This is a genomic window from Streptacidiphilus alkalitolerans (assembly GCF_042511045.1).
GTDB classification, from domain to species: Bacteria; Actinomycetota; Actinomycetes; order Streptomycetales; family Streptomycetaceae; genus Streptacidiphilus; species Streptacidiphilus alkalitolerans.
On the sequence record NZ_JBHEZX010000013.1, the window covers coordinates 187,502 to 208,802 of the forward strand.

General features: G+C 71.9%; 23 protein-coding genes. 12 read left to right on the plus strand and 11 right to left on the minus strand.

All coding sequences use genetic code 11. From position 1 onward, the window contains the following. Nucleotides 1–148: 148 nt before the first annotated feature. The 4 genes from ACEZDG_RS26865 (at nucleotide 149) to ACEZDG_RS26880 (ending at nucleotide 4,956) form a co-directional block, all read left to right on the plus strand. On the plus strand, nucleotides 149–1,330 hold the full coding sequence (locus ACEZDG_RS26865) for a sensor histidine kinase (protein ID WP_380514012.1): 1,182 nt from the start codon (nucleotides 149–151) through the stop codon (nucleotides 1,328–1,330). Next, the gene (locus ACEZDG_RS26870; RefSeq protein ID WP_380514014.1) at nucleotides 1,327–2,022 is read left to right on the plus strand and encodes a response regulator; all 696 of its coding nucleotides are present in this window, start codon (nucleotides 1,327–1,329) and stop codon (nucleotides 2,020–2,022) included. The genes ACEZDG_RS26865 and ACEZDG_RS26870 overlap by 4 nt, the downstream gene beginning before the upstream one ends. A gap of 116 nt (nucleotides 2,023–2,138) precedes the next feature. Further along, nucleotides 2,139–4,196 carry a TPM domain-containing protein gene (locus ACEZDG_RS26875; RefSeq protein WP_380514016.1) on the plus strand — a complete coding sequence of 686 codons (2,058 nt, stop codon included), beginning with the start codon at nucleotides 2,139–2,141 and terminating at the stop codon, nucleotides 4,194–4,196. A 49-nt stretch (nucleotides 4,197–4,245) separates the two neighbouring features. Next, nucleotides 4,246–4,956, plus strand: coding sequence for a PspA/IM30 family protein (locus ACEZDG_RS26880; protein WP_380514018.1), 711 nt, complete (start codon nucleotides 4,246–4,248; stop codon nucleotides 4,954–4,956). Between the two features lie 45 nt (nucleotides 4,957–5,001). Here the strand turns inward: ACEZDG_RS26880 and ACEZDG_RS26885 are convergent, their stop codons facing one another. From ACEZDG_RS26885 to mca, 3 genes are all read right to left on the minus strand, one after another. After that, complete coding sequence (locus tag ACEZDG_RS26885) at nucleotides 5,002–6,096, minus strand: HoxN/HupN/NixA family nickel/cobalt transporter (protein WP_380514020.1); 1,095 nt, start codon at nucleotides 6,094–6,096, stop codon at nucleotides 5,002–5,004. A gap of 101 nt (nucleotides 6,097–6,197) precedes the next feature. Next, entirely contained in the window at nucleotides 6,198–6,425 is a 228-nt protein-coding gene (locus tag ACEZDG_RS26890; RefSeq protein ID WP_380514022.1) for a hypothetical protein, read from the minus strand. Between the two features lie 69 nt (nucleotides 6,426–6,494). Further along, nucleotides 6,495–7,379, minus strand: a complete 885-nt coding sequence (gene mca / locus ACEZDG_RS26895) for a mycothiol conjugate amidase Mca (protein ID WP_380514024.1) — start codon at nucleotides 7,377–7,379, stop codon at nucleotides 6,495–6,497. Nucleotides 7,380–7,487: 108 nt separating this feature from the next. Here mca and ACEZDG_RS26900 point away from each other — a divergent pair, with 108 nt between their 5' ends. Next, nucleotides 7,488–7,880 carry a DUF4307 domain-containing protein gene (locus ACEZDG_RS26900; protein ID WP_380514026.1) on the plus strand — a complete coding sequence of 131 codons (393 nt, stop codon included), beginning with the start codon at nucleotides 7,488–7,490 and terminating at the stop codon, nucleotides 7,878–7,880. Between the two features lie 134 nt (nucleotides 7,881–8,014). After that, nucleotides 8,015–8,512, plus strand: a complete 498-nt coding sequence (gene greA / locus ACEZDG_RS26905) for a transcription elongation factor GreA (RefSeq protein ID WP_380514027.1) — start codon at nucleotides 8,015–8,017, stop codon at nucleotides 8,510–8,512. Between the two features lie 33 nt (nucleotides 8,513–8,545). On the opposite strand, the gene ACEZDG_RS26910 is transcribed toward greA, so the two are convergent. The 3 genes from ACEZDG_RS26910 to ilvA all read right to left on the minus strand — a co-directional run bounded on the left by ACEZDG_RS26910 (nucleotide 8,546) and on the right by ilvA (nucleotide 11,691). Further along, complete coding sequence (locus ACEZDG_RS26910; RefSeq protein ID WP_380514029.1) at nucleotides 8,546–9,406, minus strand: ABC transporter permease; 861 nt, start codon at nucleotides 9,404–9,406, stop codon at nucleotides 8,546–8,548. After that, on the minus strand, nucleotides 9,406–10,410 hold the full coding sequence (locus ACEZDG_RS26915; protein WP_380514031.1) for an ATP-binding cassette domain-containing protein: 1,005 nt from the start codon (nucleotides 10,408–10,410) through the stop codon (nucleotides 9,406–9,408). Before ACEZDG_RS26915 ends, ACEZDG_RS26910 begins: the two co-directional genes overlap by 1 nt. 63 nt (nucleotides 10,411–10,473) lie before the next feature. Beyond that, entirely contained in the window at nucleotides 10,474–11,691 is a 1,218-nt protein-coding gene (ilvA, locus tag ACEZDG_RS26920; RefSeq protein ID WP_380514033.1) for a threonine ammonia-lyase, read from the minus strand. 69 nt (nucleotides 11,692–11,760) lie between these two features. Between ilvA and ACEZDG_RS26925 the strand changes: the two genes are divergently transcribed. Then, complete coding sequence (locus ACEZDG_RS26925) at nucleotides 11,761–12,324, plus strand: MarR family winged helix-turn-helix transcriptional regulator (protein WP_380514035.1); 564 nt, start codon at nucleotides 11,761–11,763, stop codon at nucleotides 12,322–12,324. 20 nt (nucleotides 12,325–12,344) lie between these two features. Here the strand turns inward: ACEZDG_RS26925 and ACEZDG_RS26930 are convergent, their stop codons facing one another. Continuing rightward, nucleotides 12,345–13,508 carry a cystathionine gamma-synthase gene (locus ACEZDG_RS26930; protein WP_380514037.1) on the minus strand — a complete coding sequence of 388 codons (1,164 nt, stop codon included), beginning with the start codon at nucleotides 13,506–13,508 and terminating at the stop codon, nucleotides 12,345–12,347. A gap of 184 nt (nucleotides 13,509–13,692) precedes the next feature. Here ACEZDG_RS26930 and msrA point away from each other — a divergent pair, with 184 nt between their 5' ends. The 3 genes from msrA (at nucleotide 13,693) to ACEZDG_RS26945 (ending at nucleotide 15,440) form a co-directional block, all read left to right on the plus strand. After that, nucleotides 13,693–14,352: a peptide-methionine (S)-S-oxide reductase MsrA gene (msrA, locus tag ACEZDG_RS26935; RefSeq protein ID WP_380514039.1), complete on the plus strand. Its 660-nt coding sequence runs from the start codon at nucleotides 13,693–13,695 to the stop codon at nucleotides 14,350–14,352. Beyond that, nucleotides 14,352–14,942 carry a DUF3885 domain-containing protein gene (locus ACEZDG_RS26940; RefSeq protein ID WP_380514041.1) on the plus strand — a complete coding sequence of 197 codons (591 nt, stop codon included), beginning with the start codon at nucleotides 14,352–14,354 and terminating at the stop codon, nucleotides 14,940–14,942. The genes msrA and ACEZDG_RS26940 overlap by 1 nt, the downstream gene beginning before the upstream one ends. A 96-nt stretch (nucleotides 14,943–15,038) precedes the next feature. Beyond that, nucleotides 15,039–15,440 carry a hypothetical protein gene (locus ACEZDG_RS26945; protein ID WP_380514043.1) on the plus strand — a complete coding sequence of 134 codons (402 nt, stop codon included), beginning with the start codon at nucleotides 15,039–15,041 and terminating at the stop codon, nucleotides 15,438–15,440. Nucleotides 15,441–15,488: 48 nt separating this feature from the next. Here the strand turns inward: ACEZDG_RS26945 and ACEZDG_RS26950 are convergent, their stop codons facing one another. From ACEZDG_RS26950 to ACEZDG_RS26960, 3 genes are all read right to left on the minus strand, one after another. Then, the gene (locus tag ACEZDG_RS26950; RefSeq protein WP_380514045.1) at nucleotides 15,489–16,034 is read right to left on the minus strand and encodes an FHA domain-containing protein; all 546 of its coding nucleotides are present in this window, start codon (nucleotides 16,032–16,034) and stop codon (nucleotides 15,489–15,491) included. 80 nt (nucleotides 16,035–16,114) lie between these two features. After that, on the minus strand, nucleotides 16,115–17,296 hold the full coding sequence (locus tag ACEZDG_RS26955; RefSeq protein WP_380514106.1) for a L,D-transpeptidase: 1,182 nt from the start codon (nucleotides 17,294–17,296) through the stop codon (nucleotides 16,115–16,117). A gap of 256 nt (nucleotides 17,297–17,552) precedes the next feature. Further along, nucleotides 17,553–17,888 (minus strand): hypothetical protein, encoded by a 336-nt coding sequence (locus ACEZDG_RS26960; RefSeq protein ID WP_380514046.1) that lies wholly within the window; start codon nucleotides 17,886–17,888, stop codon nucleotides 17,553–17,555. Between the two features lie 72 nt (nucleotides 17,889–17,960). On the opposite strand from ACEZDG_RS26960, the gene ACEZDG_RS26965 reads away from it, so the two are divergent. Beyond that, nucleotides 17,961–18,248 carry an LPXTG cell wall anchor domain-containing protein gene (locus tag ACEZDG_RS26965; protein WP_380514048.1) on the plus strand — a complete coding sequence of 96 codons (288 nt, stop codon included), beginning with the start codon at nucleotides 17,961–17,963 and terminating at the stop codon, nucleotides 18,246–18,248. Between the two features lie 363 nt (nucleotides 18,249–18,611). Here ACEZDG_RS26965 and ACEZDG_RS26970 read toward each other — a convergent pair whose 3' ends face one another. Then, complete coding sequence (locus ACEZDG_RS26970; RefSeq protein ID WP_380514050.1) at nucleotides 18,612–20,030, minus strand: cystathionine beta-synthase; 1,419 nt, start codon at nucleotides 20,028–20,030, stop codon at nucleotides 18,612–18,614. Nucleotides 20,031–20,151: 121 nt separating this feature from the next. Here ACEZDG_RS26970 and ACEZDG_RS26975 point away from each other — a divergent pair, with 121 nt between their 5' ends. Continuing rightward, a complete protein-coding gene (locus ACEZDG_RS26975; protein WP_380514052.1) occupies nucleotides 20,152–21,264 on the plus strand; it encodes an SGNH/GDSL hydrolase family protein in 1,113 nt (370 codons plus the stop codon). Nucleotides 21,265–21,301 lie beyond the last annotated feature (37 nt).

The following is a 21,301-nucleotide window of genomic DNA, read 5'->3' on the forward strand; positions in this document are numbered from 1 at the left end:
ACCATGGGCCCGGGCGTCACGCCGGGCAGCCATCTTCGGCATCGCTGCCGCGGGGGACGCCCGCCGCCGGGCATCCCCCCTGCGGGGGACGGCGGCCTCCCTGGCCTGCGGGACGACCGGACGCCGCGCAGGGGCCAGAATGGTGACCATGAGCCGAGCGGAGGACGGGCGCGGCAGCCGGGTCCTGCTGGGGCTGCCGGGGCTGTGGCTGGGGCTGCTGGGGCTGGCGGCGCTGACCGAGTCGGCCCTGCGCGGAGTGCTCACCGGGGACGGCCCGCAGTTGGCGCTGGTGCTCTGCCTGCTGGCGCTGTCCAGCACGCTGCCGCCGGCCTTTCTACGGCCGACCGGGGCCGCCGTCGCGGTCACCCTGGTCTGCGTGCTGTCGCTCGGGTTCTTCGACACGCTGACGGCGGCCGGACTGCTGAGCCAGCTGCTGGCGCTGTACCGGCTCGGGCTTGACCACGCGGACCACCGCCGGGCCCGACTCCTGGCCGTCGTCCTGTCCGTGCCGTTCCTGGCCCTGGCCCTGGCCGGTCCCCGGCCGACGGCCTCCGAGGCGGCCTTCCTGACCGTGCTGCTGGCCGCGCTGGCCCCGGCCGCGGCCTGGGCCGGGATCGCCGGGCGGGCCCGCGGCGAGGCCGCCCTGCACAGCGCCGCGCGGCAGGCCGTCGCGGGCAGCCTGCTGGAGCACACCGCACGGGCCGAACGGGCCCGGATCGCCCGGGAACTGCACGATGTGGTGGCCCATCACATCTCCATGGTCGCGGTGCAGGCCGAGACCGCCCGGCTGACCACCCCGGGGATGCCCGCCGCCGGGGCGCAGCGGCTGTCGGCGATCGGCGACACCGCGCGGGCCGCGCTGACCGAGATGCGGCGGCTGCTCGGGGTGCTGCGCGAGGACGCCGGGACCGAGCCGGTGGAACGGCAGCCCCAGCCCGGCCTGGGCCAGCTCGCCGACCTGCTCGACACGGCCAGGGACGCGTCCGGGACCGGCGCCCGGCTGATCCTCCGCGGCCCGCCGGTGGCCCTCGACCCGGGCGTCGAGCTGGCCGCCTTCCGGATCGTGCAGGAGGCGCTGACCAACGCCAGACGCCACGCCCCGGGAGCCGCCGTGGACGTGGAACTGCACTACGCCGAGGACTCGCTGCGGCTGCGCATCCGCGACAACGGGCCCGGCGCGTCCGACGCCGCGGAGTTCGGCGGGCACGGGCTGCTCGGGATGAGCGAGCGCGCCGCGGCCGTCGGCGGCACGCTGCGCACCGGCTCGGCGGCCGGCACCGGCTACCTTGTCGAGGCCGTCCTGCCCGCCAAGGCCGAGGAGCCCGGATGAACGACGCGTCCCCGCCGGTACGGATCGTCGTCGCCGACGACCACGAGGTGGTTCGGGCCGGCTTCGCCGCACTGCTCGACACCCAGCCGGACTTCACCGTCCTCGGCACCGCCAGGGACGGGGCCGAGGCGGTGCGGGTCTGCCGCGAGCTGACCCCGGACGTGGTGCTGATGGACGTCCGGATGCCGGTCCTGGACGGCATCGAGGCCACCCGGCAGCTGGCCAGCTCCGGCCCCGACTCGGGCAGCCCGCGCGTGCTGATCCTCACCACCTTCGACCTGGACGAGTACGTCTACGACGCGCTGTGCGCCGGGGCCAGCGGCTTCCTGCTCAAGGACGTCACCGCCGAGCGGCTGTTCGACGCGGTGCGGGTGGTCGCGGCCGGTGAGGCCCTGCTGGCGCCGTCCGTCACCCGCCGGCTGATCAGCGAGTTCGCCCGGCAGCGGCCGGTGCCGGGCGGCCCGTCCGCGCCCGCGCTGGCGGCGCTCACGCCGCGGGAGACCCAGGTGCTGCGGCTGGTCGCCGAGGGGCTGTCCAACCCGGAGATCGCCACCCGCCTGGTGGTGACCGAGGAGACCGTGAAGACCCATGTGAGCCGGGTGCTGAGCAAGCTCGGGCTGCGCGACCGGACCCAAGCCGTGGTCACCGCCTATGAGTCGGGCCTGGTCGTGCCGGGCTCCCGCGAGAGCTGAACGGGCTCGGGAACCGGCCTCCTCCGCCCGCCGCACCCCGGGTGCGAACCGGACATTCCACGCATACGCTGCCGCTCAGGAGTCCAAGGGCCACAGAGTTCTGAGAGTCGGTGGGCATGCGGCGGCTGGGTGCGGTGGCAACGGTGCTGGGCGTGTGCGCGTTGCTGCTGCTGGGGCCGGGCGGCGCCCGGGCCGACAGCCCGATCACGCTGAACCGCACCGGCCAGATCACCGACAAGGTGGGCGCGCTGGGCAGCAGGCAGCCCGAGGTCGCCGCCGCCCTGGCGAAACTGGACGCGAGCAAGCGGATCCAGCTGTTCGTGGCCTATGTGAACGGCTTCTCCGGCCAGAACCCGGAGGACTGGGCCCACACCACGGCGCAGCGCAACGGCCTGGGCCAGAACGACGTGCTGCTCGCGGTGGCCACCCACGACCGCCAGTACGCCGTGTCGGCGGACCAGAGCGTCGGCTTCACCCAGAGCCAGCTCAACGAGGTGAACACGGTCGCGATCGAGCCGGCGCTGCGGCGGAACGACTGGGCCGGCGCGGCGATCGGCGCCGCCAATGGCTACCAGGCGGTGCTGAGCGGCCAGCCGGTCCGCACCCCGGTGATCGTCCCGGGCCCGGCCGATCCCGGCGGCACGACCTCGGGCACCTCGGCACTGTGGGTGCCGGTCGCCGCGGTGGGCGCCGCCGCGGTCGCCGGAGTGATGCTCTTCTCCCGCCGCAGGCGCGCCGCTGCCGCCGCCGGGCCCCCGGCCGCGGGCGGGCAGCCGCTCGCCCCGCCGCAGGTCCCGCTGACCGAGCTGGACGCGCAGGCCCGGCACTCCCTGGTGCAGACCGACGACGCCGTCCGCACCAGCCAGGAGGAACTGGGGTTCGCCTCGGCCCAGTTCGGCGACGAGGCGGCCCAACCCTTCACCGAGGCCCTGGACTTCGCCAAGGGCGAGCTGACCGCCGCGTTCCGGCTGCGGCAGCAGCTCGACGACGCCTTCCCCGAGGACGAGGCCACCCGGCGCCGGATGCTGGACGAGATCCTGACCCGCTGCGCCGCCGCCAATGCCCGGCTGGACACCGAGGCCGACGCCTTCGACCGGCTCCGCGCCCTGGAGGCCAACGCCCCGCAGGCGGTGGAGCAGGCCGAGACCGCCATCGGCGCGCTGGCGGCGCGGACCGGCGCGGCCGAGCAGACCGTGCAGGCGCTGCTGCGGCAGTACCCGGACACGGCGGTGGACCCGGTGCACAGCTATCCCGGGGAGGCCGGCCAGCGGCTGGACTTCGCCCGGGGCTCGCTCACCCAGGCCCGGCAGGCGCTGACCGGCGGCGACTCCTCCGGCGCCGCGGTCTTCGTCCGGGCCGCCGAGGGCGCGCTGGACCAGGCCGGGACGCTGGTTGACGCGGTGTCACGGCGGGAGCAGGAGCTGGAGCAGTCGGCGGCCAGGCTGCTGGAGTCGATCGCCGAGACCGAGGCGGACCTGGCCGAGGCCCGCGGCATGATCGAGGCGGCCCCGCCCGGAGCCCAGAACGGCGATCTGCCCGGCCGCACCGCCCGGGTGGAGCAGGTGCTCGCCGACGTCCGGCGGGAGCAGGCGGCGGGCAGGTTCGACCCGATCTCCGCGCTGCGCCGGCTGGAGGAGGCCGACGGCGTCCTCGACGAGGCGCTGACCGGCGCCCGTGAGCGCACCGCCGGCGACCAGCGGGCCCGGGCGCTGCTCGACCAGGCGCTGCTGACCGCCGGAAGCGAGGTGGCGGCGGCCCAGGACGTCATCGCCACCCACCGCGGCGCGGTCGGCAGCCAGGCCCGCACCCGGCTGGCCGAGGCCGAACGGCGGCTGCAGCAGGCCCGGGCGGCCGGCCCCGGCGACGCGGTGGCCGCACTCGCCCAGGCCCAGCAGGCCGACGCGCTGGCCCGGGAGGCCCAGCGGCTGGCCCAGCAGGACGTCGGCGGCTTCGACCCGTACGGGGGCGGCGGCTACGGCGGCGGGGGTCGGGGGCGGGGCGGCGGCGGGATGGGCGGCGCGGTGCTCGGCGGCATCATCCTCGGCGGGATGCTCGGCGGCGGCCGTGGCGGGGGCATGGGCGGCGGCTTCGGCGGGGGCATGGGCGGCCCGGGCCCGGGCAGTTTCGGCGGCGGCGGCACCCGCGGCCGGATGGGCGGCGGCGGAAGGTTCTGACACCGGCCGCCGGATCCAGCAGCACTCTCCTTCGAAAGGAAACACCCGCATGTCCAAGCAGACCATCCTCGGCCGGGTCACCCAGCTCGCGAAGGCCAACATCAACGCCCTGATCGACCAGGCCGAGGATCCGCAGAAGATGCTCGACCAGCTGATCCGCGACTACAGCAACAACATCGCCGAGGCCGAGGACGCGGTGGCCGCCACCATCGGCAACCTCCGGCTGATGGAGCAGGACCACGCCGAGGACGTCTCGGCCGCGAAGGAGTGGGGCGGCAAGGCGCTGGCCGCCAGCCGCAAGGCCGACGAGCTGCGCACGGCCGGCAACGGCGCCGAGGCCGACCGCTTCGACAGCCTGGCCAAGGTGGCGCTCGGGCGGCAGCTCCAGTCCGAGAAGGAGGCCACCGGCGCGGAGCCGGTGATCGCGAGCCAGTCCGAGATCGTCGGCAAGCTGAAGACCGGCCTGGACCAGATGAAGGCCAAGCTGGGCGAACTGCAGGCGAAGCGCGACTCGCTGGTGGCCAGGTCCAAGTCGGCGCAGGCCCAGAACACCATGCTGGACGCGGTCAAGAGCATCAATGTGCTCGACCCCAGCAGCGAGATCGGCCGCTTCGAGCAGAAGGTCCGCCGCGAGGAGGCCAGGGCCAAGGGCAAGGAGGAGCTCGCCGCCTCCTCCCTCGACGCCCAGTTCGAGAGCCTGGACTCGCTCGGCGACAGCGCCGAGGTGGACGCCCGGCTGGCCGCCCTCAAGGCCGGCTGACCCGCGGGCGGTCCGGAGAGCGGAGCCCGAGGGTGCGGCTGCGGGTCAGCCGGCGTCCCGCAGCCCCTCGGTCCACTTCTCCTCGACCCGGCCGTAGCGCCAGACCAGCAGCGCGGCGGTCCAGGTGACCGCGAACAGGCCGACGATGGCGAAGCCCACGTAGTTGAGGTCCAGGCCCGCGATCCAGCCGATCGGGCCGCCGGTGATGTCGAACTGGGTGGAGACCAGCTGGACCATCTCGATGCCGCCGATCAGCACCGCGACCGCGACGCTCAGCCCGGTGATGGTCATGTTGTAGTAGACCTTGCGGACCGGCTGGGAGAAGGCCCACTCGTAGGCGAAGTTCATGAACGAGCCGTCGATGGTGTCCAGCAGCGACATACCGGCGGCGAACAGGATCGGCAGCACCAGGATCGCGTACCAGGGCAGCGCGAACGCGGACGCGCCCCCGGCCAGCACCAGCAGCGAGACCTCGGTCGCGGTGTCGAAGCCCAGGCCGAACAGCAGGCCGACCAGGTACATCTGCCAGGGCTTGGTGACCAGCCGCATCACCGGGCCGAGGATCCGGTTCATCAGGCCGCGCTTGGCCAGGTGCTCCTCCAGCTCGACCTCGCTGAAGGCGCCGGTGCGCATCTGCCGGAAGACCCTGACGATCCCCAGCAGCACGATGGTGTTGAGCACCGCGATGATCATCAGGAAGGTGCCGGAGACCGCGGTGCCGATCAGGCTGGTCCAGGTCTGCAGGCTGCTGGAGTCGTTCTCGACCTGGCCGGCCAGGCTCTTGATGCCGACCGACAGCAGCGCGCACAGCCCGAAGACCACCGAGGAGTGGCCGAGCGAGAACCAGAAGCCCACCGAGAGCGGGCGCTGCCCGTCGGACATCAGCTTGCGGGTGGTGTTGTCGATCGCGGCGATGTGGTCGGCGTCGAAGGCGTGCCGCATGCCCAGGGTGTAGGCGAGCACGCCGGTGCCGGCGCCGAAGAGCTGGGTGCCGATGGTGTAGTGCGCCGGGGCGATGATCGCGAGCAGGGTGAACCAGCCGACGATGTGCAGCGCGGCGATGAACGCGGCCATGCCGCCCATCCGGGCCCATTCGCGGCCCGTCAGCGCACCGCGGATCCGTGCGACCGTACCTGCCATGGCACACCCCTCCCAGGTCAGTGAAGACCTGCCCACGTTAGGGGCTGGGGATGTGCAGTTGCAAATAGTACGCAATAGCGAAGACGCTGCTACAGGTGGTGCTACCGGTGCTGCTCCTGCTTCTGCTGCTCCGGGAGCGGGGCGGGGGCTTCGGGCTCCTCGGCGAAGTCGACCTTCTTCAGCGAGCGGTTCATCGCCTTGAGGATCCACCAGGTGCCGATGCCGAGCGCGGCGAAGACCACAAAACCGAGGATGCCCGGCGTGACCTTGGTGTTGTCCACGGCCAGCAGGGTGGTGGCGCCAAAATGCGCGGTTGCGAGGGAACTCATACCCCTATGGTCCCCCCACCGCGCGGCGGCGGAGGGACCGGGGTCGGTCCGGACGGGTCGCCGGACCGGTCAGACGTGCACCACGTCGGCGGTGATGCCCGCGAACAGGTCGTCCTCGGGCAGCGAGGTGTCCACCAGCGAGCGGGCCAGCTCGTAGTCCTCGGTCGGCCAGACCGACCGCTGGATCTCCAGCGGGATCCGGAACCAGGGGCCGTCCGGGTCGATCTGGGTGGCGTGCGCCAGCAGCGCCCGGTCCCGCAGCTCGAAGTACTCGCCGCAGGGCACCTTGGTGGTGATCTCCCGGGGCTTGCGGTCGCTCTCGTCCCAGCGGGCGATCCACTCGGCGTAGGGGGACTCCAGGCCGCGCTCCTTCATGGCCGCGTCCAGCGCCTTGATCCGCTCCAGCGAGATGCCCTGGTTGTAGTAGAGCTTCAGCGGCTGCCAGGGGTCGCCGGTGCCCGGGTAGGCGTCCGGGTCGCCGGCCGCCTCGAAGGCCGCCATGGAGATGGTGTGGGTCATGATGTGGTCCGGGTGCGGGTAGCCGCCGTTCTCGTCGTACGTGGTCATCACATGCGGACGGAACTCGCGGATCAGCCGCACCAGCGGCTCCACCGCCGTCTCCAGCGGCTGCAACGCGAAGCAGCCCTCCGGCAGCGGCGGCAGCGGGTCGCCCTCGGGCAGCCCGGAGTCGACGAAGCCCAGCCAGGACTGCTTCACCCCGAGGATCTCGCGGGCCGCTTCCATCTCCTTGGCCCGCACCTCGTGGATGTTCTCCTCGATCCAGGGGTCGCCCTGGAGCTTGGGGTTGAGGATCGACCCGCGCTCTCCCCCCGTACACGTGGCCACCAGTACGTCGACGCCCCGCGCCACGTACGAGGCCATGGTGGCCGCACCCTTGCTGGACTCGTCGTCCGGGTGCGCGTGTACCGCCATCAGTCGCAGCTGCTCAGTCAACGCCCCAAAGCCCTTCGTCGGTATTGCCTCCTTCTATAGTGACGGACTGGGACGCGCGGGCATTCCGCGATCATGAAGTCTTGATGCGAAAGAGAGGCGGCGAGACCGATGAGCGCTACCAGGGCCGCCGTGCCCGCGGGCCGCTACGGCACGGATCCGGCCGAGACCGAGCGCCGGGTGCGCCGGGTCTACCTGGCCGCGATCACGGTGGTGCTGGTGATCGTGGCCGCGGTGGGCGCGCACTACCTGCTGAAGCCGTCCTTCAACGGCGAGGTGGTCTCCTTCAAGGTGCTCTCCGCCGCCCAGGTGCAGATCCGGCTCCAGGTCGACAAGCCCGGCGGCAAGGCCGGCAGCTGCACCGTGCGCTCGCGGGACGTCAACGGCAACGAGGTCGGCCGGCTCACCGTCCCGCTGCCGAAGCAGCCCAGCAGCTACGACACCGTGGTCACCCTGCGCACCTCCGGCCTCGGCACCACCGGCGAGCTGGTCAGCTGCGGCTGAGCCGGCCCGTCGGGCCCGTGATCGCACTGGCGTACGTGCGCGATAGCTCCCGGAATGCGGCGGAAATTGTTAGGGTGCTGGTTTCGCCCTTTTCTGCATTCCGCATCTACCCCATGTACCTACGAGGAGCATCCGTGGCCCAGACCAGCGAAAACGTCACCTGGCTGACGCAGGAGGCGCACGACCAGCTTCGTGCCGAGCTGGAGTACCTGTCGGGCCCTGCGCGCGCCGAGATCACCCAGAAGATCGCCGCGGCCAGCGAGGAAGGCGATCTCAAGGAGAACGCCGGCTACCACGCCGCACGCGAGGAGCAGGGCAAGATGGAGCTCCGCATCCGCCAGCTGACCCAGCTGCTCGAGCGCGCGCAGGTCGGGGCCGCCCCGGCCGACAACGGCGTGGTCGGCCCTGGCATGGTCGTCTCGGTCGCCTGGGACGGCGACGAGGACGACATCACCACCTTCCTGCTCGGCTCGCGCGAGGCCTCCTCGGACGACCTGGAGACCTACTCGCCGCAGTCCCCGCTCGGCCGTGCCATCGACGGGCGCAAGGTCGGCGAGAACTCCACCTACGAGCTGCCCAACGGCCGCAAGACCACCGTCAAGATCGTCTCGGCCAAGCCGCACCAGGGCTGACGCCCGCCCGGTACCGCTCCCCCGTCGGCCGGATCAGCCGACGGCGGAGCGGTACTTGCGTACCGAGAGCCAGGAGAACAGCACCGCGATCAGCACCGACCAGCCGATGGACACCCCGATCGCGTGCCGCATCGGCCACTCGCTCGGGCCGGGCCCGGGCGGGAGGTTGCCGAACAGGTCGCGGGCCGCCTGGACGGTCGCGCTGAACGGGTTCCAGTAGGCCACCGCCTGCAGCCAGCCCGGCATGCTGCTGACCGGGACGAAGGCGTTGGAGACGAAGGTCAGCGGGAACAGCCAGACCAGCCCGGCCGAGGTCGCCGCCTCCGGGCTGCGCACCGACAGGCCGATCAGCGCGCCGATCCAGGAGAAGGCGTAGCCCAGCAGGAGCAGCAGCCCGAACCCGCCCAGCGCCTCCAGCACCCCCTTGTGGATCCGCCAGCCGATCAGGAACGCCACCAGGGCGAGCACCACCAGCGTCAGCGCGGTCTGCACCAGGTCGGCCAGGGTCCGGCCGACCAGCACCGCGGAGCGGGCCATCGGCAGCGACCGGAACCGGTCCACCAGGCCCTTGTTCATGTCCTCGGCGATACCGGCCGACGCGCCGGCCACCGCGAAGGTCACCGTCTGCGCGAAGATGCCGGCCATCAGGTACTGCTTGTAGGCGTTGGGATCGCCCTGGGTGCCGGGGACGGAGATCGCGCCGCCCATCACATAGGTGAACAGCAGCACGAACATCACCGGCTGCAGCATCCCGAACACGACGATCTCGGGGATCCGGGTCATCCGCCGCAGATTGCGCTTGGCGACGACCCAGGAGTCGCGCAGGGTCTGCACCGCGCCGCCGCGCTGGACCGGCACCGAACCGCCGATCGCGCCTCCGGTCAGAGTCGCCATCAGACCTCCCCCTTCTTCTCGGTCTTCTCGGTGCCGGTGTCCGCACCGTTCTCGTCGTCGTCGCCCAGGGTCGCGTGGCCGGTGAGCGAGAGGAACACGTCGTCCAGGGTGGGGCGGCGCAGTCCGATGTCGTTGATCACGATGTCCCGCCCGTCCAGCTCCCTGATCACGTCGGCCAGCACCCTGGCGCCGCCGCTGACCGGCACGGTGATCCGGCGGGTGTGCTGCTCCACGGCAGGCTCGCCCTTGGCGTAGGGGGCGAGTGCGGCCAGCGCCTCGGGGAGGGCCACCGCGTCCTGCAGCACCACCTCGATCCGCTCGCCGCCGATCTGGGCCTTGAGCTGGTCGGCGGTGCCGCGGGCGATGACCTTGCCGTGGTCGACCACGGCGATGTCGTGCGCCAGCCGGTCCGCCTCCTCCAGGTACTGGGTGGTGAGCAGCAGCGTGGTGCCCTGCTCCACCAGGGTCTCGATGACCTCCCACAGCGCCATCCGGTTCCGCGGGTCGAGACCGGTGGTGGGCTCGTCCAGGAACATCACCGGCGGCCGGACCACCAGCGCGGCGGCGAGGTCGAGCCGGCGGCGCATACCGCCTGAGTAGGTCTTGGCGGTGCGGTTGGCGGCCTCGGAGAGGTTGAACCACTCCAGCAGCTCCAGCGCCCTGGCCTTGGCGTCGCGGGCGCTCATCTGGTAAAGCTCGCCGACCATCTGCAGGTTCTCACGGCCGGTCAGGTACTCGTCCACGGCCGCGTACTGGCCGGAGAGGCCGATCAGGCTGCGCACCTTGTTGGGGTGCTTGAGCACGTCCACCCCGGCGACGACGGCCCGGCCCGCGTCGGGCTTCAGCAGCGTGGTCAGCACCCGGACGGTGGTGGTCTTCCCGGCCCCGTTGGGGCCGAGCAGCCCCAGCACCGTACCTTCGGGGACGTCCAGACTCACCCCGTCCAGGGCGCGGACGTCCCCGAAGGTCTTCACCAGGCCCTCGGCCTCGATGGCTCCCGCCATGCTGCTCCTCCCGTAGCCACTCCCACCAGCCTGGACGGGATCACGGCGGTCCGCGACCCGGCGTCAGCTCTGCTGGAGGATGGTGTAACCCGCTTCTCGAAGCTCAGACACTACGGCGTCGCAGTGCTCGGGGCCCTTGGTTTCCAGGTGCAGATCGACTTCGGCCTCGCCCAGGTCCAGTTTGGGATCGGTCCTGACGTGCGCGACGTCCACCACATTGGCGTCCACCCGGGTGAGCGCGCCCAGCAGCGAGGCCAGCGCGCCGGGGCGGTCGGTGATGCGCAGCCGCAGCGAGAGGTAGCGCCCGGCGGCGACCATGCCGTGCCGCAGCACCCGCTGCATCAGCAGCGGGTCGACGTTGCCGCCGGAGAGCACCGCGACCACCGGGCCCTCCAGCTCGTCACCGTGCTCCAGCAGGGCGGCCACGGTGCTGGCGCCGGCCGGTTCGACCACCAGCTTGCAGCGCTCCAGGCAGATCAGCAGGGCCCGGGCCAGGGCGTCCTCACTGACCGTCAGCACCCCGTCGGCGAGCTTGTTGATGATCTCGAACGGGATGTCGCCGGGACGGCCCACCTGGATGCCGTCGGCCATGGTGGAGAAGCCGTCCAGGGTGACCGGGTGGCCGGCCCGCAGCGAGGGCGGGTACGCCGCCGCGCCCGCCGCCTGCACCCCGATCACCCGCACGTCCGGCCGCAGCTGCTTGACCGCGGTGGCGATCCCGGCCAGCAGGCCGCCGCCGCCGACGCCGACCAGGATGGTGCGGACCTCCGGGCACTGCTCCAGGATCTCCAGGCCGACCGTGCCCTGCCCGGCCACCACGTCCTGGTGGTCGAAGGGGTGGATGACCACGGCCCCGGTGGTGTCCGCGTACTCCAGCGCGGCGGCCAGGGTGGCGTCGAAGTTCTCCCCGTGCAGCCGGACCTGGGCGCCGTAGTCCCGGGTGGCGGCGACCTTGGGCAGCGGGGCCGCGACCGGCATGAACACGGTGGAGCGGACGCCGAGGGTGGTGGCGGCGAGGGCGACGCCCTGGGCGTGGTTCCCGGCGCTGGCGGCGACCACCCCGGCCGCGCGCTCGACCGGGTTCAGTCCGGCGATCCGCACGTACGCGCCGCGCAGCTTGAACGAACCGGTGCGCTGCAGGTTCTCGCACTTGAGGTGGACCGGGGAGCCGATCAGCGCGGTGAGGTGGCGGCTGCCCTCCATCGGGGTCACCCGGGCCACCCCCGAGAGCATCTTGTGGGCCCCGCGGATGTCGTCGAGCGTGATCGGCCAGGTGTTCATGGGTTCAGCCTAGGGCGTTGCACCGATAGTCTCGGAAACCGCTCAGCACGACGACAGATCGCGACGACGATGACCACATCTGAGACCACGCCCGACCGTGCGCCCGCCGGTGCGTCCGACCGTGCGACCGACCGCGCGACCGAGGACGACGGAGCCGTGCTGTTCGACCGGCTCCAGTACCAGGTCGCGATCCTGGCGCGCCGGGTGGAGCAGGTGCGCATCGGCGGGGTGGGCGACCAGCGGAACTCGATGGACCGGGCCGCCTTCCTGCTGCTGCACCGGCTCGACCGCACCGGCGCGGTGGGGGTGAAGGCGCTGGCCACGGCGATGGGCATCGACTCGTCCACGGTCACCAGGCAGGTGGCGCCGCTGGTGGAGACCGGCCTGGTGGACCGGGTGCCCAACCCGGACGACGGACGGGCGGTGCTCCTCGAACTGTCCCCGCGCGGACGGGTACGGCTCGAGGAGGTACGTGCCTCCCGGCAGCTGCTGATGCGCAGGCTGGTCGCCGACTGGCCGCAGCCGGACCAGGAGCAGTTCTGCGCGCTGCTGACCCGGTTCAACGAGGCGATGCAGACCTACCGCCCGATCGACGCCGCGCCGAGCGGCGACTGCGGCGGCAGCGGCAGCTGACCGCCGGTGGCCGCCGGCCGCTAGCGGAGGGCGTCGGACAGGTCGGCGAGCAGGTCGTCCGCGGACTCGATGCCCACCGACAGCCGGACCAGGTCGGCCGGGACCTCCAGCGCGGAGCCCGCCACCGAGGCGTGGGTCATCCGCCCCGGGTGCTCGATCAGCGACTCCACGCCGCCGAGCGACTCGCCCAGGGTGAACAGGGCGGCCCGGTTGCAGACCTCGACCGCCGCCTCCTCGCCGTCCCGGTGCCGGAACGACACCATGCCGCCGAACGCCTTCATCTGCTTGACCGCGATGTCGTGGCCCGCGTGCGAGGGCAGCCCCGGGTAGAGCACCTGGGACACCTTGGGGTGCTCGGCCAGGAACGCGGCCACCCGGGCGGCGTTCTCGCTGTGCCGGTCCATCCGCACGCCCAGGGTCTTGATCCCGCGCAGCACCAGCCAGGCGTCGAAGGGTCCGGCGATCGCACCCATCGCGTTCTGGTGGTACGCCAGTTCGTCGCCCAGCGCCGCGTCGTCGGTCACCAGCGCGCCGCCGACCACGTCCGAGTGGCCGCCCATGTACTTGGTGGTGGAGTAGACGACCACGTCCGCGCCCAGCGCCAACGGCTGCTGCAGGTAGGGGCTGGCGAAGGTGTTGTCGACCACGAAGGTGGCGCCGGCCTCCTGCGCGATGTGCGCGACCGCGGCGATGTCGGTGATGCCGAGCAGCGGGTTGCTGGGCGTCTCGACCCAGATCACCTTGGTGTTCGGACGGATCGCGGCCCGGACCGACTCCGGGTGGTGGGTGTCGGCGACCGACCACTCCACGCCCCAGCGCGACAGCACCTTGTCGAACAGCCGGAAGGTGCCGCCGTAGGCGTCGTTGGGGATGACGATGTGGTCGCCCGGCTTGGTGACCGTGCGCAGCAGGCAGTCCTCGGCGGCGAGGCCGGAGGCGAAGGCCAGGCCGCGGCGTCCGCCGTCCAGCGCGGCCAGGTTCTGCTCCAGCGCGGTCCTGGTCGGGTTCGCGGAGCGGCTGTACTCGTAGCCGCCGCGGAGGCCGCCGACGCCGTCCTGCTTGTAGGTGGAGACCTGGTAGATCGGGGTGACCACTGCCCCGGTCTGCGGGTCGGCCTCCTGTCCGGCGTGGATGGCCAGGGTCTCGAAGGCGTAGTCGTGCTCGTGAGGGTGCTCAGTGCTCATGAGCCCCGAGCGTAGTCCGAAACCTCCTGTCGGGCGTGGAGGGCCGACCGATGCGATCCGGCCCCGCGGCGCTGTTCGCCGCCCACGCCGACCTGGCCGCCGCCCGGACCGTCCTGACCGCCCGGACCGGCTGCGGGCGGGGTCCCGGAGGAATTCCCGCCCGCCCCCGTGCGTTTGTCCGGACATGATGTTCCAGAGCTTCAAGAACCGACTCCCCACCGCGGAAGAAGCCCTGCAGGGCCGCGTCGCGCCCGCCTTCAGCCTGCCGCTGCAGCACACCGTCCTGGGCAAGCCGCTCAGCGGGCCCTACCCGGCCGACCTGGAGGTCGCGGACTTCGGGCTGGGCTGCTTCTGGGGCGCCGAGCGCGCCTTCTGGACGGTGCCGGGCGTGTGGACCACCCTGGTCGGCTACCAGGGCGGCCACACCCCCAACCCGACGTACGAGGAGGTCTGCAGCGGGCGGACCGGCCACACCGAGGCCGTCCGCGTGGTCTTCGACCCGGCGCTGCTCAGCTACGAGGACCTGCTGAAGGTCTTCTGGGAGGCGCACGACCCCACCCAGGGCTTCGCCCAGGGCAATGACCGCGGCAGCCAGTACCGCTCCGCCGTCTACACCCACTCCCCCGCGCAGCTCGCTGCGGCCACCGCGACCCGGGACTCCTTCCAGTCCGTCCTCAGCCGTGTCGGCTATCCGCCGATCACCACCGAGATCCTCCCGGCCGGCCCCTTCTACCCGGCCGAGCCCTACCACCAGCAGTACCTGGACAAGAACCCGGACGGCTACTGCGGCCTCGGCGGCACCGGGCAGTCCTGCCCGGTCGGCGTGGCCAAGACCAACGGCTGATGCCGCCCGAAGGGCCCAGCGGTCTCCTGCACCGCTGGGCCGCGCAATGGTCGCCCTGTCCGCCGATCGGGCACGAGCTCCATGTCATCCACCCCGACCGGTGGGTACGCTTTCACAGCCTCCCCGGGTCGAAGCGCTACGCGGAGGACGACGCGGAGTACGCCACGCTCCTGGACCGCCACAACACCGTGATCAACGAACTCTTCGCCGGCGAGGACGTCTACGTGTTCACAGCCGACTGGTCCGAGACGGACACGCCGAACCCCGAAGGCGAACTCAGCCGGCGGCTGAGCCCGGGAAGCGAACCCTGGACGACCATCCTCACGGCCGACGACCCTGATCCGGAGTTCCGCGTCTACACACACCTGCGAGTACGCCGCACCCCATGGCGGATCGGCTCATTGGACCCGCTGCTGCGTTCAGTCGCAGACTACGAGTCAGCGGGGGTCATCATCGCGGACACCGCCCTGAAGCAGCTCTACCACCCCTACGACGGCGGCGCTGACGCCCTCCTCGCCAGCACTACTGACCGGGACGCCCTCCGGGAGCGCCACCGCGACTGGCTGTCCACGCACCCGTCAGGGCTCTGACCGACGGAGACCGCGTCGACTGACGGCTGATCCGGGACTGGGGGTGCGGTGAAAACCACTGGCCGCGGCCGACTTCGCGGGGGGACGATCTGTGCCATGAGCCCCGAATCCGTCAGCCTGGAATTCATTGCCGCCGAATGCGTCGCACTGGTCGCGACCGAGTTCGACCGCCACTTGGACTGGAGCGTCGAGAGCCTGGCGGAACTCGACGCGGTCTGCGGGGAGTTGCTGGCCGACGGCCCTCTCGGCGAGGCGCGTTTGAATCTGTGGTGGAAGCTGATCGGGGCGTACACCGGAGAGGTGGTCGTCCGGGTGTACGGAGGGCAGTGGATCACCCATGACTCGGCTCCGGGCGCGCCTGCCGTGTCCGTGCTGGGGCTGACCGGGTTCCCGTTCGGCATCGCCCACCGGGTCCTGAACGGCGAGGACTTCAAGAGCCTCGCCTCGTTCGGACGCTCGCTGCCCGCCATCGCCGAACACTCGGCCCGGTCCGAGTGAGAACGCACGGGGGCGGGGGAGTTCGCGCCGACCTGCCCCGGTTCGCCGTCAGCGGGCGCTGAGGCGGAAGACGGTGTGACCGAAGGCGACGCGGTCGCCGGGGCGGACGGTGACGGCGCCGATGATGCGGGAGCCGTTGACGTGGGTGCCGTTGGTGGAGCCCAGGTCTAGCAGGGTCCAGGCGGCTCCGTCGCGGCGGAGTTCGGCGTGGGCGCGGGAGACCGAGTCATGGGTGAGCTTGAGGTCGGAGCCCGGCAGCCGGCCGATCCGCAGGGTTGGGCTGCCGGCGGCGGGCAGCACCAGGGCCGGGAGCCACGGGTTGCGCCAGGCGTCGCGCAGCCGTACGCCGAGGGACGAGACCGTGCCGACCATCCGCACCGCCAGCTGGGAGAACCGGCCGCGGGCCGGCAGGTCCGCGGTGAGTTCGTCCAGTTCGCCGCGCTCCCGTGCGGTGAGGGCGATCTCGATCCGGCGCATAAAGGTGTCGGGCGACAGCCGGCCCTGCGCCGCGTGGTCGCGCAGCACCTCGATCGCCTGGTCGCGCTCGGCGTCCGAGAGCCGCAACACGTGCGTCAGGGGCTCGGGAGTCGTCATGCTGTGATTGTCGGGCTTCGCTTCGGACACGTCCAGAGGCGTTCCCGGCAGCTGGTCAGGACCCCGTGCCTGACTGTCCGTCAGGCGGTGCCGCCGGCCTTCCAGCTGGCCCAGTCCATGTTCCAGCCGTTCAGCCCGTTGGCCGGATCGACGGTCCTGTCACCCGAGTTGACCACCTCGACCACGTCCCCGGTGATGGAGCTGTTGTAGAACTTGGCGGCCGGTGTACCGGGGTCGCCCGCGCCCTGGACGTCGTGCATGCCGACGCAGCCGTGGCTGTTGTTGACGCTGCCGAAGATGGCGCTGTCGGACCAGTAGTTGCCGTGGACGAAGGTCCCCGAGGTGGTGAGCCGCTGGGCGTGCGGGACGTCGGCGATGTCGTACTCCCCGCCGAGGTTCACGGTCTGCGAGTTCATCCGGGTCTGCAGCAGCTTCTCGGAGATCACCATCTTCCCGGCCCAGGTGGTGTGCTCCGGGCTGCCGCCGGATATCGGCCAGGTCTGGGTCACCACGCCGTCCCTGGTGACGGTCATCCTCTTGGCCGCCAGGTCGGCGACACTCGTCTGGCTGCGTCCGATCGTGAAGCGGACGTCCTTGGACTGGGTGCCGTAGACGCCGGGCGACCCCTGGACGTCCTTGAGCCGCAGGCTGAGGGTGACCTTGGTGCCGGGCGCCCAGTAGGCCTCGGGGCGGAAGTCCAGCCGGGTGTCGCTGAACCAGTGGCCGACCACCTCCACCGCGGGCGAGGCGGTGACGGTGATGCCCTTCAGGACCGTCGCCCGGTCGCTGACCGGCTTGTTGAAGTTGATCGAGACCGGCATCCCGACACCCACGGTGGTGCCGTCGTCGGGGGTGAAGACCCCTATGAAGGTCTTGGCGGGGGTCATGGTGGCGAAGGCGCTCTGCTTGACCACCGTGACCTTGTCGGAGTCGGCGGCGGTGGCGGTGAGCCGGTAGCCGGTGCCGGAGCTGAGCGGGCCGGTGCTGGTCCAACTGAGTCTGTCCGCGGACAGGGTCCCGGCCACCGGCTTGCCGTCGGCGCCGGTGAGGGCGACCTCGCTGAGCGTGCCGCCGCTGACGGCGACCTTGACCGGGACGGTGAAGTCGACCCGCTTCGCGCCGTTCGCCGGGGTGACGGTGACCACCGCCTTGGAGGTCTTCGGCGTCCCCGAGCCCGAGTCGGAGCCGGATCCTGACCCCGAGCCAGACCCGCTGCAGGCGGCCACCACCAGCACCGGGGCCGCCGCCAGCCCGGCCACCACCGAGCGGCGCCCCCAGGCCCGACCGCCGCCACCGGCGCCACCGGCGCTGCCGTGGTTGTCACCGCTGCTGCCCTGCCGGCCTGGAGTCTGCTGGTCCGGTCCTGTCACGTCGGCACGCTTCCTCTCGCACTGGTGGTGATATGAACCTAAACCCAGACAAGTGGGTTAATCCAATCCAAAGAATCCACAAAGAAGGGCAGGAGCCCCCGTGACCCACGGGGACGCCTGCCCGGCGATCCAGGTCCCACCGGGACTGCTACTCCGTGTCGTAGAGATCCCAGTCCTCGTTCTCGGGGTCGTAGTCCACCGGCTGCGACTCCCAGGTGGCCTCCGCCAGTTCCACCCCGGGGACGTCCCCCAGCAGGGCCACCGGATCCACGAAGTGGGCGATGGCGCCGGCCGGGTCGATCTCGATCGCGGCGACGGCCTCGGCCCGCTCCTCGTCCTCCAGGAACTCGTCCTGGCGGACCTGCTCCAGAGCCGCCACCTGCAGCGCCTTCTCGTCCACGATCTCGACGATGAGCTCGATCTGCAGGCGGACATAGCGAGACTCGGTCTCGGCGCTCTGGGTCCCGCTGGTTTCACTTGTCATGGATTGACCCTATCCAAGAGAGCTCCGGCTCATTAGCATCGTCCGGACCACACACCGCAATGGGGAGCGACATTGAGCACCCTCCGCCCACTCACCACCACCGCGATCGCCGCAGGCCTCGGCACGGTCGCCGCGCTGGCACTGGGCCCGATCGCATCCGCCGCCACCACGCAGGCGGGGCAGCGCGATGTGCACCCCGTCGCGGCCTCGGTCCCGGCGTCGCAGACGGACAGCGGCAAGGACCAGTCCCTGGCGCTCGCGGACACCGGCGTGGACACCATGCCGTACGCCCTGGGCGGAGCCGGATTCCTGGTCGCCGGGGTCGGCATGGTCTTCGCGAGCCGACGCTTCGCGCACTGACGGCGCGTCACGCGCCTCGGGCGCACCAGTAAGGGCCGGTCCGCGAAGGACCGGCCCTACTGTCTCCGCTGTGTCCCCCACCCGGGAACGCGGAGCCTGGTGCCGCAGGGACCGCCGCACCCTGTTGATCGGTCGGGACCGACAGGGGCGGGACGACGGCGGTCCCCGCGGGCGGGACGCGGCCGGCCGGGTCAGGGCCGTCCGACGCGTCCTGAGGTGACTGCGGGTCCGGGAGCCGCTCCGGACCTTCGCTGCCACCACGCTCGGCTTCTTGCCGTGATGACAACGATGCACGACCGTTGTTAACCGCGTGCTGCCGGTACATGTCGCCGGTGTACCAGTCCGGGTGGATTTCAGTGAAGGTCAGTGTGCGGCGTGCCCGCCGTGGACGGCGTGGGCGGTCATAAAGGCGAGCAGGTCCTGACGGGTGACGATGCCCTGCGGCTTGCCGTCGACCAGGACGACCGCGGCGTCCGCCTTCTCCAGCACTCCCATCAGGCGGGTCACCGATTCGCCCGAGCCCACCACCGGCAGCGGGGAGGACATGTGACTGCCGATCGGCTCGTCCAGCTGGAACCGCTTGGCAAACAGACCGTCAAGGAGATCGCGCTCCACGATGGAGCCGATCACCTCGCCCGCCATCACGTCCGGGTGGCCCGCGCCGGGCGAGACCACCGGCATCTGCGAGACCCCGTACTCACGCAGAATGTGCACGGCCTCACCCACCGACTCGTTCGGGTGAATGTGCACGAACTGGGGAATGCCGCCGTGCTCCAGCGCGTCCTTGCGGGCGAGGACGTCGGCCGCGACCGCTTCCGGACCGCCCTCGTCCAGGAAGCCGTAGTCCTGCATCCAGTCGTCGTTGAAGATCTTGGAGAGGTAGCCGCGGCCGGAGTCCGGCAGCAGCACCACCACCACGTCGTCCGGGCCGAGCCGCTCGGCCACCCGCAGCGCCGCCACCACCGCCATCCCGCAGGAGCCGCCGACCAGCAGGCCCTCCTCCTTGGCGAGCCGGCGGGTCATCTGGAACGAGTCCTTGTCGGAGACCGCGACGATCTCGTCCGCGACCGAGCGGTCGTAGGCGGTCGGCCAGAAGTCCTCGCCGACGCCCTCGACCAGGTAGGGGCGGCCGCTGCCGCCGGAGTACACCGAGCCCTCCGGGTCCGCGCCGATGACCCGCACCGCGCCGTCCGAGGCGTCCTTGAGGTAGCGGCCGGTGCCGGAGATCGTCCCGCCGGTGCCCACGCCGGCCACGAAGTGGGTGATCCGGCCCTCGGTCTGGGCCCACAGCTCGGGCCCGGTGGAGTGGTAGTGGCTGGCCGGGTTCTCCGGGTTGGAGTACTGGTCCGGCTTCCACGCGCCGGGGGTCTCCCGGACCAGGCGGTCGCTGACGTTGTAGTACGAGTCCGGGTGCTCGGGGGCGACGGCGGTGGGGCAGACCACGACCTCGGCCCCGTAGGCGCGCAGTACGTTGATCTTGTCGCTGGAGACCTTGTCGGGGCAGACGAAGATGCAGTGGTAGCCCTTCTGCTGCGCCACGATGGCCAGGCCCACACCGGTGTTGCCCGAGGTCGGCTCGACGATGGTGCCGCCCGGCTTGAGCGCGCCCGACGCCTCCGCGGCCTCGATCATCCGCATCGCGATGCGGTCCTTCACCGACCCGCCCGGGTTGAAGTACTCGACCTTGGCCAGGACGGTGGCACTGATCCCCTCGGCGACCCGGTTGAGCCGGACCAGGGGGGTGTTACCGACCAGGTCGATGATCGATTCGTGGTACCGCACGGGATCTCCTCCGCGGTTCGTCTGAATTCTCCTGGACGCACGGATTGTCGCCCTGTTGGGATCAGCGTAGTGGGGCAGACTGCCTGAGTAAGGACGGTGCAGAAGGAGCTGGGGGTCGCCCATGTCCAGAGCTCGGGTGGCGCGGCGGATCGCGGCCGCCGCGGCCTACGGCGGCGGCGGGCTCGGTCTCGTCGGTGTGGGATTCGCCGGGGTGCTGCTGACCGAGGCGAAGTTGGCCGAACACACGCTGAACACACTTCAGGGCGAGCCGCCGCGGGCCGACGGCGTCTACGGCAGGGACGTCGCCGAGGGGGACGCGGTGCCGCTGGTGCTCGGCGTGGTCGGTGACTCCACCGCCGCCGGGTTCGGGGTCGACCGCGGCCGGGAGACGCTGGGGGCGCTGCTCGCGGGCGGGGTCGCCTCGGTGGCCGAGCGACCGGTGCGGCTGTCGGTGGCCGCCGTCAACGGCGCCACCTCGGAGGACCTGGAACGCCAGGTCGGCCTGATCCTGCCGGAGCGGCCGGACGTGGTGCTGGTGATGATCGGCGCCAATGACGTCACCCGGCGGGTCAGGGTGACCCACGCGGTGCGGATGCTCGGCGACGCGGTCCGGCGGATGGAGTCCGCCGGGATCCGGGTGGTCGTCGGCACCTGCCCGGACCTGGGCACCATCGAGCCGGTACGGCCGCCGCTGCGCTGGCTGGCCCGGCGGGCCAGCCGCCAACTCGCCGCCGCGCAGACCATCGCCGTGGTCGAGGCCGGGGGGCGCAGCGTGTCGCTGGGCGACCTGCTCGGGCCCGAGTTCCGCGGCCGTCCGGAGATGTTCGCCTCCGACCGCTACCACCCGTCCGCCCGGGGCTACGCCACCGCGGCGATGGCGCTGCTGCCGTCGATGTGCGCGGTGCTGGACCTGTGGCCCGGCGGGGAGGCCGAGGAGCGCCCGGACGCCTTCCGCGGCGAGGGTGTGCTCCCGGTCGCCCAGGCGGCGGCCGAGGCGGCCGGACGCGGCGGCACCGAGGTGGCCGCGGCGGCCGTGCTGGGCGCCGAGTCCGGCCCCAGGGGCCGCTGGGCGCAGCTCATGCACCGCCGCCGCCGGGTGCTGCCGGACCAGCTGGTCGCCGAGGCCGACGGCGACGTCGACAACGGCGGCGAAAGCGACGGCGGGGGCCGCGGCGGCGCAAGGTCAGGTAATTCACACGCCGTCGGCGCTGACTCCGCTTGTACCAGAGAGTAACTTGAGCCGGAACTGTCGCTGCTGCCCAGTCCACCCC

Coding starts and splice junctions, on each gene's coding strand:
- ACEZDG_RS26975 (WP_380514052.1), top strand. CDS start 20,152: ATGTCCAGAGCTCGGGTGGCGCGGCGGATCGCGGCCGCCGCGGCCTAC.
- ACEZDG_RS26930 (WP_380514037.1), bottom strand. CDS start 13,508: ATGAGCACTGAGCACCCTCACGAGCACGACTACGCCTTCGAGACCCTG.
- ACEZDG_RS26960 (WP_380514046.1), bottom strand. CDS start 17,888: ATGACAAGTGAAACCAGCGGGACCCAGAGCGCCGAGACCGAGTCTCGC.
- ACEZDG_RS26915 (WP_380514031.1), bottom strand. CDS start 10,410: ATGGCGGGAGCCATCGAGGCCGAGGGCCTGGTGAAGACCTTCGGGGAC.
- ACEZDG_RS26890 (WP_380514022.1), bottom strand. CDS start 6,425: ATGAGTTCCCTCGCAACCGCGCATTTTGGCGCCACCACCCTGCTGGCC.
- ACEZDG_RS26945 (WP_380514043.1), top strand. CDS start 15,039: ATGAGCCCCGAATCCGTCAGCCTGGAATTCATTGCCGCCGAATGCGTC.
- ilvA (WP_380514033.1), bottom strand. CDS start 11,691: ATGAACACCTGGCCGATCACGCTCGACGACATCCGCGGGGCCCACAAG.
- ACEZDG_RS26900 (WP_380514026.1), top strand. CDS start 7,488: ATGAGCGCTACCAGGGCCGCCGTGCCCGCGGGCCGCTACGGCACGGAT.
- ACEZDG_RS26875 (WP_380514016.1), top strand. CDS start 2,139: ATGCGGCGGCTGGGTGCGGTGGCAACGGTGCTGGGCGTGTGCGCGTTG.
- ACEZDG_RS26950 (WP_380514045.1), bottom strand. CDS start 16,034: ATGACGACTCCCGAGCCCCTGACGCACGTGTTGCGGCTCTCGGACGCC.
- ACEZDG_RS26880 (WP_380514018.1), top strand. CDS start 4,246: ATGTCCAAGCAGACCATCCTCGGCCGGGTCACCCAGCTCGCGAAGGCC.
- ACEZDG_RS26940 (WP_380514041.1), top strand. CDS start 14,352: ATGCCGCCCGAAGGGCCCAGCGGTCTCCTGCACCGCTGGGCCGCGCAA.
- ACEZDG_RS26865 (WP_380514012.1), top strand. CDS start 149: ATGAGCCGAGCGGAGGACGGGCGCGGCAGCCGGGTCCTGCTGGGGCTG.
- ACEZDG_RS26885 (WP_380514020.1), bottom strand. CDS start 6,096: ATGGCAGGTACGGTCGCACGGATCCGCGGTGCGCTGACGGGCCGCGAA.
- msrA (WP_380514039.1), top strand. CDS start 13,693: ATGATGTTCCAGAGCTTCAAGAACCGACTCCCCACCGCGGAAGAAGCC.
- ACEZDG_RS26910 (WP_380514029.1), bottom strand. CDS start 9,406: ATGGCGACTCTGACCGGAGGCGCGATCGGCGGTTCGGTGCCGGTCCAG.
- ACEZDG_RS26870 (WP_380514014.1), top strand. CDS start 1,327: ATGAACGACGCGTCCCCGCCGGTACGGATCGTCGTCGCCGACGACCAC.
- ACEZDG_RS26925 (WP_380514035.1), top strand. CDS start 11,761: ATGACCACATCTGAGACCACGCCCGACCGTGCGCCCGCCGGTGCGTCC.